The organism is Clostridium sp. KNHs216 (genome assembly GCF_006714885.1).
In the GTDB taxonomy this organism is placed as follows: Bacteria; Bacillota; Clostridia; order Oscillospirales; family Acutalibacteraceae; genus Caproiciproducens.
Map to the genome: position 1 here is coordinate 1,756,501 of NZ_VFMF01000001.1, position 14,682 is coordinate 1,771,182.

Genomic DNA, 14,682 nt, shown 5'->3' on the forward strand with positions numbered 1-14,682 from the left:
TTCGGAACGCGCCCCGCATCATGATGATTCTTTATTTGCTTTTGCGCTCCGCCTCAAACTTTTTAATTCTGTCAAGTCCGTAGATATTGGTGTCGTAATAGTCGGAATTCAGCCAGACCCGTACCATCTTTATCCCGTCTTCCGGCTTCATCAGCCACGCGCCGGTGCAAAGCACGTTGGCGTTATTGTCCGCACGGGACATCTTGGCAGTAAATATATCATAACAGATGGCGGAACGGATCCCGGTGAATTTATTTGCAGAGATATTCATTCCCTGACCGGTACCGCAGACCAGGATGCCCCGGTCGTACTCTCCCGCCTGAACTCCCTTGCACACGGGCTCGGCGGCGTCCAGATAATAGCCGGTGTTGTCGGCACGGCTGCCAACGTCTTTGACCTCATAGCCATCCTGAATAAGGGCCTCGACAATGGCCGCTTTCAGAGGATATCCGCTCCCGTCGCATCCGATGATCACCTTTAATTTATCACTCATTTCCATTCCTCCCATCAATACTGATTTTCAATTACCGAGGCTCTTTCCATCCCCTCGACATCGCGGCCCGTATACTGGACCAGCAGCCAGGTCTCGATCATTTTGGCGCACTTTTCGGCCGATTCCATCACCCACGCGCCGGTGCACAGCACATTCGTGTTGTTGTCCGCACTGGCAAGGGCCGCGGGGAACACGTCGTAAGCCAGCGCCGCGCGCACGCCATGAAATTTATTCGCGGCTATGCACATACCGATCCCGGTACCGCAAATCAGCACCCCTCTTTGATACTCCCCGCTCTGAATCCCGTTTGCCACCAGTTCGGCAGCGTCGGAAAAATCTCCACGGTCGGGTCCGGAGGTTCCGACATCGGTGACATCGTATCCCTTCTTCCGCAGAATAGCGATAACCTCTTCCTTCATGTCGTGTGCTGCAATGTCACAGCCCATGATCACTTTGATTCCAAGTCTCAATTGAGTCTCCTCCTTTTTATTGGCTGTCAGCCTCTTCCAGCTGTTCTTTCGTCATACTTTTGATTTCTTTCCCGCTCCGAATGGCCTGATGGATGGAAACCGCGGTGAACTCTGCCACCTCCAATTTATCAAAGGCATACAGAGGGGACGGCCCCGCCAGCACAATCCCCAAATGATCGATAATGCCAAGCGGATGCTCCAGGCTCATCGTTCTGCCAATGGACTCCTTGTCCTTGACCAGCGCTTCAAACGGGATTCTGACAGAATTTCTCAGCACCCCATAGGATTCCGGAATGATGGTTACGTCAAAAGCCCTATCGCACACGGCAAACGACGCGGCGCAGACCGGAGCCGCAACAATCACCGAATTGACGTCCGGATTGTTCCGGTATATTGCCTGATGAACTTCCGCGGTGTCGTCGGGGGTCTTGCCCCTTTCGCATTTCCCCTCTTCCACCCTGACAAAATCGCTTTCCGAAAGACAGGCATTGTCTCTGCAGCGGGGATTGATGATAAAATTGTTTCCATCCGTCCGGGCGGAAACGGAACCGAACATTCCCGTAAAGAGTCCTTTAGCATAAGCGCGGCGTGCTATTACGGTTAGGTCCCGGCGCAGCGCAAGCTCCGCCTCCGAACGAACGCTGAATTCCGCCTCCGCGTACTTTTTGACGGAGGCTTCATACGCATCGATCTGCGGTTTGGTCAAACTCTTCAGACAGCCAAGGGTACCGGCGTTTAATTGCAGCTCTGCGGTACTGTTGAATTGCTCAAAGCGCCGGAACGCGTCGAACAGGTCCACCTGGCTCGCCAGAAAAGTAGCATGGTTCTTCAGGACCGCAGCGCTGTAGCCGCAGCTGAATACATTCCCTACGCATTCTACCAGCTTCAGCGTGCCCGGCATGCCGTATTCCGCAAGACCGACTTCGCCCGCAGCTTCATAAGCCGCAACGGTAAGCTTTGTGTCGGGAACCTCGTGCAGAACGCTCATGGTAACCAGAGCGGGAGGATGCGCGTGAAGGACGGCGCGAAAATTCGGATGTTCTTTCAAAATTCTATGGTGGATCCGGTATTCAGAGGACGGCCTGTGCTTTCCCTCAAAATGACCGTCCGGATAGACTCTCACGATGTCGTCCCTCGTAAGCGATCCTTTGTCCACATTGGTCGGCGAAACCCACATTACCCCTTCATCATCCATGACCGAAAGATTCCCTCCCGTCAGGGTCGTCAGGCCACGGTCGTAAATTCGCTGCATCACCATGCAGATTAAGTCTGCAGGATGGATCCATTTTGCATTCATATGTATTCTCCTAATTAAATCTCTTGCATTTTTCGGCCAGTCTGCTCAAAAAGTCCAATTCATCCCCGCTCAGGGGGCTGAACGGCCTGCGGCAATCGCCCACGGGCAGCCCCAGGACCTTCATCATTCCTTTGACTCCCCGGAACACCCCGACCTTAATCAGGCCTTCAATGATCTCGTTCACTTCATCCTGAATGGCATACGCGGCCGCATGGTCTCCTTTTTCGTAGCAGTCGCGGATTGCCGTGAATTTTTCCGGCATGAAGTTAAAAGTGCTTCCAATCGCGTATTTCAGGCCGAACGGAAGGGTGTTGAGGAACAGTTCATCATGGCCGTTGATGATGAGCTTATCCGGATAGGCGGAAATAACCCGCTGCATACCGAAAAGGTCGTAGGAGGTGTACTTCATTCCTGCAATTTTAGGATGGCTGAAAATATTCCCGAGGTTTTCCTTCTTGAATTCCACTCCCGCCAGCGCCGGCGCGTTGTACACAATGAGAGGCAGTTCGGAAGAATCCGCTATTTCCCGGAAATAGGCGGCCAGTTCCTCCGCCGTATACTTGAAATAGATCGGCGGCAGGGAGGAAACCGCGCTGACCCCTCTCACCGAACCGGCGTGCCTTGCCAGCTCAATGGAATCCGGGGTATACTGTGCGCCGATGTGCGTTACGATATCTACGCGTCCGGAAACCCGGTTCACAACCGATTCAAGAATTTTTTTGCGCTCGTCCAGGCTAAGAAGCATCGTTTCGGCGGTGCTTCCGCACACATAGAAGCCTGCAACCCCGCGTCCGATCAATTGATCGACCACTTCGTTCAGGGCCGAAAAATCAATCTTGCCGTCCCGGTTAAAAGGTGTGATCAGTGCGGGATAAATTCCTTTTTCCATTGATTCTTCTCCTTAATTACAAGGTTCCCTGTGAAAACAGGTATCTCATGCTCTCAACGGACGCTTTTGCATTTCGGTCCAGTGTTTCCTCATCCGCCCATCCTGTCAAATCGCGCCAGATCCGCGCGCAGTCGCCCAGTTCTCCCCCGGCACGAACCAGGCTTTCCATGGTAAGGATCCCCTGGTAGTTGATCTTTCTCAGCGCGTCCCGGATTTCATACAGCGGAAGATGTCCCGTGCCGAGCAGTCCCCGGTGGTTCTCTTCCAGATGGAAATGTCCCAGACGGTCTCCCGCGTCGAAGATGGCATTGGCAAAACTGGATTCCTCTACGTTCATATGGAATGAGTCCAGTGTCATCTTCGCATTGGACAGGCCCACTTCGTCCAGCAGCTTTCTGGCATCCATAGCCGTATTGGCGATATGGCCTTCATATCGGTTAACGATTTCGCAGTTGACCTGTAGGCCGTAATCGGCAGCACGCCGGCAGATTTCCCGTAAAGCCAGCACTGCATTGGCCCATTCGCGCTGGTGATGATCGGAAAAAGGAGGCCGGAAGGGCGCATTCAGCATATTCCCGCCGATTCCTTTGATTCCCAGCTTGTTGAGCTTTGGAAAAATATCGGAATAAAAACGGATTCCCTTTTCTCTGACCGCCGGATCATCGTCGCTGAGGGCGGCATCCTGCGGCGGATCAAGTCCAAGGGCAAGCTCTACATCGTATTCTCTGGCCGCTGCCGCCAGTTCCTCGATTTGAGCACCAGTCAGGTCAAAGAAAAGGTAATCGCCGATCTCCAAAACATCGAACCCGCTTTTTTTTGCCCGTTCGACATAGGGCGTATAGCTTCTGCATTTCAGGTCATTGCGCCAATAAATATAATGTATTCCAAATTTCATAGCTTCCACCCGTCTGACAGTCAGACCGACCTCTGCCGCTGAAAAGAACAGCAGAGGTTTTTCTGACAAAGATTTAGTCCTCCAGAATATAGCGTAAGATAATGGATTTCTTCTGTGTGACCTCATCCATGAGCGTCATCAGGCTTTCACGGCTGTTTCCGGTCAACTTCTTTCCGCCGCCAAACGGCAGTTCCGCCGCACGGAATCCACCCGAGCCGTTGACCGCCACATATCCGGCTTTAATCTGGCGGCAGAACTTTGCCGCCGTCTTCATATCTTTGGTAAACACGCCGGACGACAGGCCGTAATCGGTAAGGTTGGCAAGACGGATGGCCTCTTCCACCGTATCAAACCCGATCACCGGCCACACAGGGCCGAACACCTCCATGTTTTTGGTGATATCCATCTGATCGGTTACATCCACCAGCACGGTCGGGTCCACAAAAGCGCCGCTTCGTTTGCCGCCATAGTAGACCTTTGCGCCCTGTTCGACTGTCTTCTCGATCTGGGAGACAACTTTTTTCGCCATCGCTTCACTGATTACAGGGCCCATCGTCGTTTTGGGGTCAAACGGGTCGCCCAGAACCAGCGGTTTGAGATATTCGTCGACCAGGCGCCGGCAAAACTCCTCTTTCAGCGAATTGTGTATAATAAAGCGTTTGGCTGCACTGCAGCACTGGCCGGCGTTCCTCGCCTTGTCCCCCGCCTCTCTCAGCGCAAGCTCCAAATCGCCGTCCTCACACACGATGAACGGATCGTTTCCACCCAGCTCAAACTGGTAACCGGTCAGATGCTTCGCGGCTGTTTTGGCAATGCTGATGCCGGTTTCCGTACTGCCGGTAAAGTTGACCGACGCAATCCGAAAATCGTCCACGAGCCAGTCGCCCACCAGGCTGCCTTTTCCGGTCAGACAGTTTACCACACCGCCCGGAACGCCCGCATCTACCAGCATTTTGCTCATTGTGAGTACCGCCATGGGATCATAGGACGGAGCTTTGATGACCACCGCGTTTCCGGCCGCAAGGGACGCGGCGACCTTAAATGCCCAAAGAGCCGCCGGGAAATTATAGGGGATAATGCAGGCGATCACACCCAGCGGCTCATTTACCGTAAATTGGACATCCGTATCGTAGCCAGGTTCGGTCGCGATCGGCAACGTTTTTCCGTAGTGGTGCATTGCGATTTCACACGCTCCGTCGAACACATAGGCAACCGAGTCAAATTCCCACACGGATTCCGCCAGATACGGTTTCCCGGTTTCCTTGGAAAGGATTTTCCCCAGCTCCATCCTTTTCTCAATACAGGCCGCGGAGAACTTTCTCAGGATTTTGCATCTTTCCCTGACAGGCATCTTAGCCCAGGCGGGCTGCGCCTTCTCGGCAAGGTCGATCGCTCTGGTCACATCTTCCCTTGTGGCGCTGGGCACCGTGTCGACAATCTCCCCGTTTGCCGGGTTGATCACATTCTGCACGGCACCGTCCGACGAGTCCACCCATTTTCCGTCCATTAGCATTTTCATAAATTTCACCTCAAATTGATTATTTAAAAGATTTTACATTCGTGCTCTTTGATAAAGTCCCTGTTCAGCTTCAGCCCCAGTCCCGGCAGGTCGGGAATTGTCATATACCCGTCTACGGGAACCGGCGCGTCCACATAAACATCCGCCGTGATTTTTTCGAACAGCTTCAGCCTTTCAAGGAACGGCGCGTTTGCATAGGCGCTGACCAGATGGATATGGATATTTTCCATGGCATGCGGCGCAAACTTCAGGTTCCACGCCTGCGTGATCGCCGCGATCTTCAGCATTTCGGTAAAGCCTCCGGTCCTTGTTCCGTCAATCTGGACAAAATCGGCCGCATTGTTCAGCACAAGATCCCTGCACCCGTATTTCGTGTATTCATGTTCACCGGACGCAAGAGGCACATCCGTTCCCTCTTTGAACCGTTTTAGGCCGGGGATATCGTCAGCGAAAACCGGTTCCTCAAGCAGCATAATATCGTATTCCCTTGCCATATTGGCAAACCTGACGCCGGTCGCCGCATCCCAGCAGTTGTTGGCGTCGAGCAGGATTCCGATGTCCGGCCCAACCGCCTCTCTCACCTTTGCGACCCGCTGAACATCCCGATTGATATTGCGTCCGCCCTCGACGCCCACTTTAAACTTGATCATGTTGTAACGGTCATCTTTCACCAGGCTGACCATTTCTTCTACCAGCTGTTCGTCCGTATACGACGTCCATCCTCCGCTTCCGTATACCGGAACTTTGGGATCATTCCCGCCGAACAGCCTGTAGAGCGGAATATCAAGCATTTTCCCCTTGATGTCCCACAGTGCAATGTCTACCGCGCTGAGGGCACAGAACATCAGGCCTTTCCGTCCCACACCCCTGAGATAAGCGACCATCTCGTTCCAGACAGCCTCGGTCTCAAAAGGGTCGCGTCCAATGAGCTTCGGTGCAATATTTTTTTCGATCAGAAGCTTTGTCGCTTCCCCGCCCACTTCATTGTAGGTGATCCCAAAGCCGGTAATCCCGCTCTGCGTGGTCAGTTCGACAACCGTATATCCGACTGTTTCTACTTTTCTTGTTGCGTCGGCGAAGCCCCCCTGTACCGGTGCGGACACCAAATGTACCTCTACCTTTGAAATTTTGTCTAAATAGTAACCCATTTTCTTCATCCATTCTTATTTCTTGAAATAACGTCCATTGCAATGGCTAACATAAGTACCAATCCTTTGATGATATACTGGCTGCTCTGGCCCATATTCAGCAAGCTCATGCCGTTGTCGAGACTTGCCATCAGCATGGTTCCGATAACCGCCCCTATTACATTCCCGCGGCCGCCCATGATACTGGTTCCGCCAACCACACAGCCTGTAATCGCCGTAAATTCAAAGCCCGTGCCGGCTGACGCGGTTCCCTGACCGACGCGGCCCAGATAGACAATACTGGCAAGTGCGACCACGATGCTGTGCAGAATAAAAATCTCCATCGTGACACGTTCGATATTAATACCGGAAAGCCTCGCTGCATCTGCATTCCCGCCGATTGCAAAAACATATCTTCCGAACTTGGTGTTTTTTACAATAAAGTGGAACAAAGCTGTAAGGGCTATCAGGATAAGGATTGCGTAAGGAAAACCCTTGTAGAAAATAAAGATGCTCGCGATTCCAAACGCGACAACTGAAATTGCGCTGAGAGTGGCGATTTTTTTCTTCCAGTTTGGTTGGATCAGCCCCTGGCTGATTCTCTTTTTTTCATTGATAACGGAAAAAACGATGTAAAGAGCAATCAGTACAATGGTGATCAGAAGACTCAGATCGTTGAACGCGGCGTTTTTGAAAAAGACATTCGGTAAATAGGCTTTTCCCATCAATGAAAACGACTCGCTTACCGGGCCGATAGAAGCGCCGTTTCCAATCAGGAGTATCAGCCCTTTCAACACCAATTGAGTCGCCAGTGTCACAATGAACGCCGGCAGTTTCTTGTATGCGATCCAATATCCGTGCCAAAGCCCGATGGCGATCGCACTTGCGAAAACCGCCAGGATGGTCATATTGGTTCCCCACGCGAAGGTCACCTGTAAAATGGCGGCAATAGTACCCATGCACCCCAGCGCGCTGCCTGCAGAAAGATCGGCGTTGCAGGAAACGATGACCAGCATCATCGTTACTGCGATCAGCGAACAGGTAACGCCCTGCATCATCAGGTTCGACAGGTTTCGCGTGGTAATGAATATTCCATCCGTCAAAATCTGAAACAGTACGAAAACTACGATCAGCTCAATAAACAAGCTGGATTTGTATAACGTAGTGGTCAGATTTTTTGCTCCTTCTAATTTTTTTGTGCCCATAATTTATTTTCCTCCCGCTGCATAGTAAAGGATTTTTTCCTGACAGATGTTGTCCGCCTCACTGTCCAGCTCCGCCTGCATTTTTCCTTCAGACATTACGTAAACCCGATCGCTCATGCTAATGACTTCAGGCAGTTCTGAGGAAATCATCACAATACTGATTCCCTGATCCACCAACATGTTCATCAGTTGATAGATTTCGTATTTTGCTCCTACGTCAATTCCCCTCGTCGGCTCGTCCAGGAATAAAATAGCCGGTTCGGTCAAAAGCGCCTTGATGATAACTACCTTCTGCTGATTTCCGCCGCTTAGGTTTTTCGCCAGCTGAAGCATGGACGGAGTTTTTACATTCAACTCCTTAATGCCTTTCCCGACTTTCTCTGTCTCCTGATCTAAATCAATGACACCCATCCGGGAAATCTTGTCCAGACTCGCCATTGTGATATTGGTCCGGAGATCGGAAGATAACACCAGACCGTATCTTTTTCTGTCTTCCGACAAATACATAACGCCGGAATTGATTGCCTCTCTCGGATTCTTGAATGGCTTTCTTTTCTGGCCGTTCAGGTAGATTTCACCTTCGGTGGCTTTTTCACCGAGTGCTCCAAAAAGGCTCATGGCAAATTCGGTCCGCCCTGCTCCCACAAGCCCTGCGACTCCTACGATCTCTCCCCTGCGCACTTTGAAATTAACATGATTAAGCATATACTGACCGGGATTCTTTTTCTTCGGGACGGTCCAGTCCTTTACTTCAAATATGACTTCACCCGCTTCATGCTTGGCCTTGGGATAACACTCATCCATGTTTCTCCCGACCATATAGGTAATCAGCGATGTTTCATTCATATCACTTGTCGGTTTGGTTACAATGGTTTGCCCGTCTCTCAGGACGGTTATCGTATCTGAAATTTCCAGCACCTCATTCAGCTTATGAGAGATATAAATACAGGTAATTCCAGAAGCTTTCAGCTGTCTCAGTAATTCCAGCAGATTCTCACTGTCCGCCTCTGTGAGGGAAGAGGTCGGCTCATCCAATATCAGAATCTTTACATTTTTATTCAGTGCTTTCGCAATTTCAATCAGCTGCTGTTTTCCGGTTCCAAGCTGTTCGACAACCGTATTAGGGCTCTCGTTCAGATGGAGCATCTTCAGCAGTTCAATGCTTTTTTTATTCTGTGTGTCCCAATCGATTTTTCCATTTTTAACGATTTCGTTTCCCAGAAAGATGTTTTCGCACACGGTCATGGTGTTCACCAGACCAAGTTCCTGATAAATAATCGCTATTCCTGCTTTTTCGCTGTCCTTAATAGAGCCGTATTCCTGTTTCTGTCCGTCTACAATCATTTCCCCGACGTACTCGCCCTTGGGATAAACACCGCTCAGGATTTTCATCAGTGTAGACTTTCCGGCGCCGTTCTCGCCCACCAGTGCATGGATTTCGCCGCGCATAACATTAAATGTCACATCACTCAGGGCTTTCACTCCGGGAAACAGTTTTGTTATGTTTTTCATCTGCAGAATATAGTCTTTCATTGTCTGCTCCTTTCCCGAAATTGGGGCAAGAAAGGGCTTGCCCCAATTCACCTAAAAGTTGCCCGGTGCCTAACGGAAACGCAAAGAATTACTTCCCATAAACTTCTTCTTTCGTGTAAACACCCTTATCGACCAAAGCGCTGTCTATGTTGTCTTTCGTAATAACGACGGAATTTACAACGACATGCGGCATATCGTCAACTCCGAAATTAATTGTTTTAGAATCGGAGATTTTCTCGCCTTTTGCCAGCTTAACTGCGGTTTCAATGGCGGCCTGGGAAAGCGCCGCACTGTCTTTATACAGAGTGGAAGTCTGAGTCCCCTTTGCAATTCTCTGTACGGCAGTCAGTTCGCAGTCCATTCCGGTCACCACTACTTTACCGGCTATGCCTGCATCCGTCAGGGCCTGGATCGCTCCGGAAGCGATACCGTCGTTCATGCAGACGAAGGCCGCGATATTGTTCTTATACTGAGAAAGTGCATTCTGCGCGTAGCCCAGACTGTTCTCCGCCGCCCAGTTCTGGCAGTACTGCTCCATTACGATCTTCACGTCCAGCTTGCTCAAAACGGATTTTTCTCCTTCAATAACGCTTTCGATACCGGAGGTCTTGTCCCCGTTGAGAAGGACCACATTTCCGCTCACCTTCAGCGTATCCAGCACCTGGGCAATGAGGGAGCCGTTGCTGAAATCATCATATCCTACAAACGCATCCCCGTAGGAGTTGGTAAGCTGCTGGTCATAAATAAGAACCTTAATCCCCTGGTTTTTCGCTGTCTCAAGTACGTTGGACAGCGCTCCCGCGTCGACAGCAGTAACCATCAGCACGTCGATGCCCTGTGTCATCAGATTTTCAATCTGAGAAATCTGTGTCTGAGCATCCCCGTTGGCCACCTGATAGACAAAATTAACTCCGAGCTTCGACGCTGCCTCTTTACAGCCATTCAGCTCGCGCTGCCACCGCTCTTCCTGCACGGTTTTCAGCGAATACCCAATGGTGATCTTCCCATCATCACCTTTAGGGGAAACGGATGAATCCGATGTACCGGCCGACGGCGCTCCTTCCGATGCCGCATCCGACTTACTGGACGTCGACGACTGACCGGAACACGCTGCCATGGCAAAAACCAAAGTCAGTGCCACAAAAATCGCTAAAATTCTTTTCATTACCTTTACCTCCCAAATTTGTTAATAAATAGACAGATAATCTGTAATTTCATGGATGAAACAATATTTATCTGTCTAATTTATTCATTATTTAATCATACAAAATAATATTTGTCAATAACTTTTCGCAAAAGTATCTAAATAAATTGACATATCTGCCGATACTACATTTGACTTCATTCAGGTGAGGAATCATTTCAGGGAAGAGGCAAGGATATGAAAAATTTAAAAATTGCCCAGAAGCTTATTTTCTCTTTTTTAGCTATTTCTTTGATTACAGCGATAATCGGGGCGGCTGGGATCTACAGTATGATGCGCATGAAAGAATCCAATACGAAATTATATGAAAAACAAACGGTGCCTCTGTTGGTCATCTCCGACATTGTGCTTCATCTGGACCGCTTAAAAGGACAAGCCAGGGATTACATCATTTATTGCAATGACTTGGAAAAGATGAAGACAATTGAAGAAGAAACGAAGAAATACGAAGAGGCCTATGCTCTGGATGTAAAGCAATATGAAAGCACCATATCCGCAGCCAAAACCAGGGCATTGTTTACTGAAACAATGCAAATGTATGACGAACAGTTTCTGCCGGCACTGAATGACACGATAAAAGAGGCCAGGAAGGGCAACACCTCCAACGCAATGAAAAATCTGGATACGTTTAACACGATTAACTCAAAAGTAATCGATAATTATACCCTGTGTATGCAAAATCAGGTAACCGAGGCGAAAGCCATCAATGATTCCAACAACCATTTGGCCAACGCCATGCTGATTATCCTGACCATCATGATTGTTTTAGGAATCACTGCTTCGATCTGCTGGGGAATCCGGATGGCAGACACATTGAGCAAACCGATTAATCAAATGGCCGAAGCGGCCAAAAAACTTGCTGACGGAAATCTGGATATCGATATCACCTATGTTTCCGAAGATGAGATCGGTTCCCTTGCAGCCTCGCTTCAATCTGCCGCGGCAATACTGAAAATGTACGTTCACGATATTTCCGTCAATTTAGGAGCAATGGCGCAAGGCGATATGACGGGCGGGATTACGCAGCAGTATAACGGGGACTTTATTCCGATCAGGCAGGCCCTGCTCAAAATAGCCGACAGTTTAAATGAGACCCTTTCCTCAATCGAACAGTCCTCGCAGCAGGTTGGCAGTGGAGCGGAGCAGGTTTCCAATGGAGCCCAGGTACTGGCCCAGGGCGCCGCAGAGCAGGCGAGTTCCGTCGAAGAGCTTGCCTCATCCGGCAATGGAGTGTCCGAAAAAGTTCGGCAAAATGCGGAACACGTCGGGCTTGTATCAAGCTATGTAAAAGAAACCTCCCGAAAAGTTGAACAAGGTACCATTCAGATGAAACAAATGCTTTCTTCGATGCAGGAAATCAACACCTCGTCCAATGAAATTGGAAAAATCATTAAAGTAATAGATGATATCGCCTTTCAAACCAACATTCTCGCTTTAAACGCGGCCGTGGAAGCCGCAAGGGCAGGGAGCGCAGGTAAAGGGTTTGCCGTGGTAGCGGATGAGGTACGGAATCTAGCCAGCAAATCGGCGGATGCGGCAAAGCAGACGACGGAGTTGATTGAAAGCTCCATACAAAGTGTGAGACGGGGCTCGCAAATTGCCGATCTCACCGCGAAAGAATTAAATGAAATTGCTGCCGAAGTGGAACTTGTGGGTCAAACCATCGAAAAAATCAATCAGGCTTCCGACGACCAGGCTGCCGCGGTCCGGCAGATCATACTGGGGGTGGATCAGGTGTCTTCCGTAGTTCAGACCAACTCTGCCACGGCTGAGGAAAGTGCGGCGGCAAGCGAAGAATTGTCCGCACAGGCCGACAGGCTCAGGAAAGAAGTCGGAAAATTCAAGCTTAAAAAGATCACTGTGGATATCGATCATCCGATCCTGGAGTGACGCCGCAGAAATAACGATTCCTCATAAAAAGAAGATGTCCATTTAAAAACACGAAGGTGTGCCGTTTATTGCGGCACACCTTCGTATTTTTATCTAAAAAGCTAATTGCTGAAAAATTCAATGCAGGGGGCTGATATCCATACCTAAGGATACGGCGGCAGTTCACTTTACTAGGCAACAGACTATGTTAAAAGTGTTGGTCGTCGGTATGGATTGCCGAATAGGTCTCCATAAAATGATAGAACATTTTTTCAGTCGCATTCATTGGCATTTTCGCCTGCCGGGTCAGCACCAGGGGGACTTTAATTTCTTCTTCGAGAGGAATCACTTTCAGATTCTCCAGATTATAGTACCGCAGCGCATGATCGAGAAAAAGCATGCCGAGCCCCTGAATACTGAGCAGAGAGAGAAGGGGCTCCGGAAAAGATTCCTGAACGGAAATTTGTGGTTCAAAGCCGAATCGGTAACAGGCATTGTCCGCGATACGGAACATTTGTGTACGGGAACGGGAAAAAGCCATTGGGTAGCTTTTAAGTTCCAGAATCGATACTTTTTCTCTGGAAGCCAGCGGGTGTGAATTCGGTACCACAAAAACGAGATGATCTTCCGCTAATGTAAGCATCTGATATTTGCTTAAATCGATCCCGTCATCATATAAAATGCCAAAATTGCACTCATGGCTTTCCAGAGTATCCCAGATGTTCCAGTTTGGAAGATGTTTTGTACGCAAGTTGAGATTCGGATATTGGTTCTTGAATTCAACAATCGCGGGCAATGCGTCGTAGTGCATGGCCAGACAATGCATGCCGACGGTCAGAACCTGTCCGTTCTCATAGGCGCAGACCTTTATGTTATTCTGTAATTTTTCGTAAATAGAAACCAATTTCTGTGCGTATTCCAGAAAGATAACGCCAACCGGAGTTAAAGTAATGCGCCGCCGGCTGCGGTCAAATAAAGCGGAGCCTATTTCTTTTTCGATGGAGGCAATATGTTTTGAAATGGAAGACTGGGAAATATTGTTATGCGCAGCGGCTTCAGAAAAACTTTCGTAGGTTGCTACAGAAATAAAATATTGCAGTTGTTCAAAAGTCATAAAACATCTCTCCTAATCGTACAAAACAGAATTTGTATTCATTTATGGAATAGATTATAGCACAATCTGAATTGATAAAAAATGGACAATGTGTTATAAAATGATTAATGAATATCAAATTTAGCAGTGTGTTATGATCAAATTAAACAAACATTCTTGAATTTTTCCGTCTTCCAAGAGATATTTCAATGATTTAAACTACAAAAGAGCAGGAAGGAAAAAAGGCAGCAATGAATTCTAGTATGGAATACAAATACATCCTGTTGGATGTAAAAAATGCAGTAGGGTTTATCACGCTCAACCAGCCGCAAATCAGAAATCCGATTGGCAATCCGGTAAAATTAGAGCTAATGGATGCTCTTGCTTACTGTGAAAAGAACGATGAGATCCGCATGGTGGTGCTCCGCGGCGCGGGAGGCGTCTTCAGTGCCGGCGGCGATATGAACGCAATGAAGGAACGACTGGACCGCGGCGAATACGGTACCTGGGAAAGCTGCCGTCTGGGAGGGGAACTGAATCTCAAATTGCTGAATCTGAAGAAACCTACGGTGGCCGTTGTGGAAGGAGCTGCAGCGGGTTCCGGTCTCTGCATGGCGCTGTCCTGCGATTTTCAAATCGTTACGGAGGATGCCAAGATGGTGTTCGCATTTGTAAACATCGGCTACGTCCCGGATTCCGGCGCAACCTATTTGGTTACGCGTGCGGTGGGAACGGTGCGTGCAAAGGATATTTTGATGTCGGGCAGGCGATTTTCGGGCCGGGATGCCGCCGCGTGGGGACTTGTTACCGAAGCGGTTCCCCAGGAGCAGATCGGGGAGCGATTGTCACAGTATATTGAAAAATATGCCAACGGGCCGACCAAAGCGTACGGATATATCAAAGAGATGGTTAATCGCTCAGTATATCACGCTTTTGAGGAAGGCACGGAAATGGAAGTTGAGTTCCAAACCATCTGTGAGCGTACAAACGACCACAAAGAATCTGTTTATGCATTCTTTGAAAAGCGCAGGCCAAAGTTTAAGGGAGACTGATATTGTCCGCAATATTTAGGAAATACAGCTGAAAGA

Annotated in this window: 13 protein-coding genes; 2 read left to right on the forward strand and 11 right to left on the reverse strand. The window is 49.2% G+C overall.

The window, feature by feature from the left end:
- Positions 1-31 precede the first annotated feature (31 nt).
- The 10 genes from LY85_RS08485 to LY85_RS08530 form a co-directional block, all read right to left on the reverse strand.
- Entirely contained in the window at positions 32-493 is a 462-nt protein-coding gene (locus LY85_RS08485; protein WP_185741162.1) for an RpiB/LacA/LacB family sugar-phosphate isomerase, read from the reverse strand.
- A 14-nt stretch (positions 494-507) separates the two neighbouring features.
- Positions 508-963: an RpiB/LacA/LacB family sugar-phosphate isomerase gene (locus LY85_RS08490; protein WP_141826291.1), complete on the reverse strand. Its 456-nt coding sequence runs from the start codon at positions 961-963 to the stop codon at positions 508-510.
- 16 nt (positions 964-979) lie between these two features.
- Positions 980-2,260, reverse strand: a complete 1,281-nt coding sequence (locus tag LY85_RS08495; protein ID WP_141826292.1) for a class II aldolase/adducin family protein — start codon at positions 2,258-2,260, stop codon at positions 980-982.
- 10 nt (positions 2,261-2,270) lie between these two features.
- Complete coding sequence (locus LY85_RS08500) at positions 2,271-3,149, reverse strand: N-acetylneuraminate lyase (RefSeq protein WP_141826293.1); 879 nt, start codon at positions 3,147-3,149, stop codon at positions 2,271-2,273.
- 16 nt (positions 3,150-3,165) lie between these two features.
- Positions 3,166-4,113: a sugar phosphate isomerase/epimerase family protein gene (locus LY85_RS08505; RefSeq protein ID WP_185741163.1), complete on the reverse strand. Its 948-nt coding sequence runs from the start codon at positions 4,111-4,113 to the stop codon at positions 3,166-3,168.
- 4 nt (positions 4,114-4,117) lie between these two features.
- The gene (locus LY85_RS08510; protein ID WP_141826295.1) at positions 4,118-5,563 is read right to left on the reverse strand and encodes an aldehyde dehydrogenase family protein; all 1,446 of its coding nucleotides are present in this window, start codon (positions 5,561-5,563) and stop codon (positions 4,118-4,120) included.
- A 23-nt stretch (positions 5,564-5,586) separates the two neighbouring features.
- A complete protein-coding gene (locus tag LY85_RS08515; RefSeq protein ID WP_243122514.1) occupies positions 5,587-6,711 on the reverse strand; it encodes a mandelate racemase/muconate lactonizing enzyme family protein in 1,125 nt (374 codons plus the stop codon).
- 5 nt (positions 6,712-6,716) lie between these two features.
- Positions 6,717-7,895: a hypothetical protein gene (locus LY85_RS08520; RefSeq protein WP_042082237.1), complete on the reverse strand. Its 1,179-nt coding sequence runs from the start codon at positions 7,893-7,895 to the stop codon at positions 6,717-6,719.
- A gap of 3 nt (positions 7,896-7,898) precedes the next feature.
- Positions 7,899-9,428 (reverse strand): ATP-binding cassette domain-containing protein, encoded by a 1,530-nt coding sequence (locus tag LY85_RS08525; RefSeq protein WP_038325808.1) that lies wholly within the window; start codon positions 9,426-9,428, stop codon positions 7,899-7,901.
- A gap of 88 nt (positions 9,429-9,516) precedes the next feature.
- Positions 9,517-10,593 (reverse strand): substrate-binding domain-containing protein, encoded by a 1,077-nt coding sequence (locus LY85_RS08530; RefSeq protein ID WP_141826297.1) that lies wholly within the window; start codon positions 10,591-10,593, stop codon positions 9,517-9,519.
- A 216-nt stretch (positions 10,594-10,809) separates the two neighbouring features.
- Here LY85_RS08530 and LY85_RS08535 point away from each other — a divergent pair, with 216 nt between their 5' ends.
- A complete protein-coding gene (locus tag LY85_RS08535; RefSeq protein WP_141826298.1) occupies positions 10,810-12,522 on the forward strand; it encodes a methyl-accepting chemotaxis protein in 1,713 nt (570 codons plus the stop codon).
- 187 nt (positions 12,523-12,709) lie between these two features.
- On the opposite strand, the gene LY85_RS08540 is transcribed toward LY85_RS08535, so the two are convergent.
- The gene (locus LY85_RS08540) at positions 12,710-13,615 is read right to left on the reverse strand and encodes a LysR family transcriptional regulator (protein WP_141826299.1); all 906 of its coding nucleotides are present in this window, start codon (positions 13,613-13,615) and stop codon (positions 12,710-12,712) included.
- A 230-nt stretch (positions 13,616-13,845) separates the two neighbouring features.
- Between LY85_RS08540 and LY85_RS08545 the strand changes: the two genes are divergently transcribed.
- Positions 13,846-14,646 carry an enoyl-CoA hydratase-related protein gene (locus LY85_RS08545; protein WP_141826300.1) on the forward strand — a complete coding sequence of 267 codons (801 nt, stop codon included), beginning with the start codon at positions 13,846-13,848 and terminating at the stop codon, positions 14,644-14,646.
- Positions 14,647-14,682: the final 36 nt, after the last annotated feature.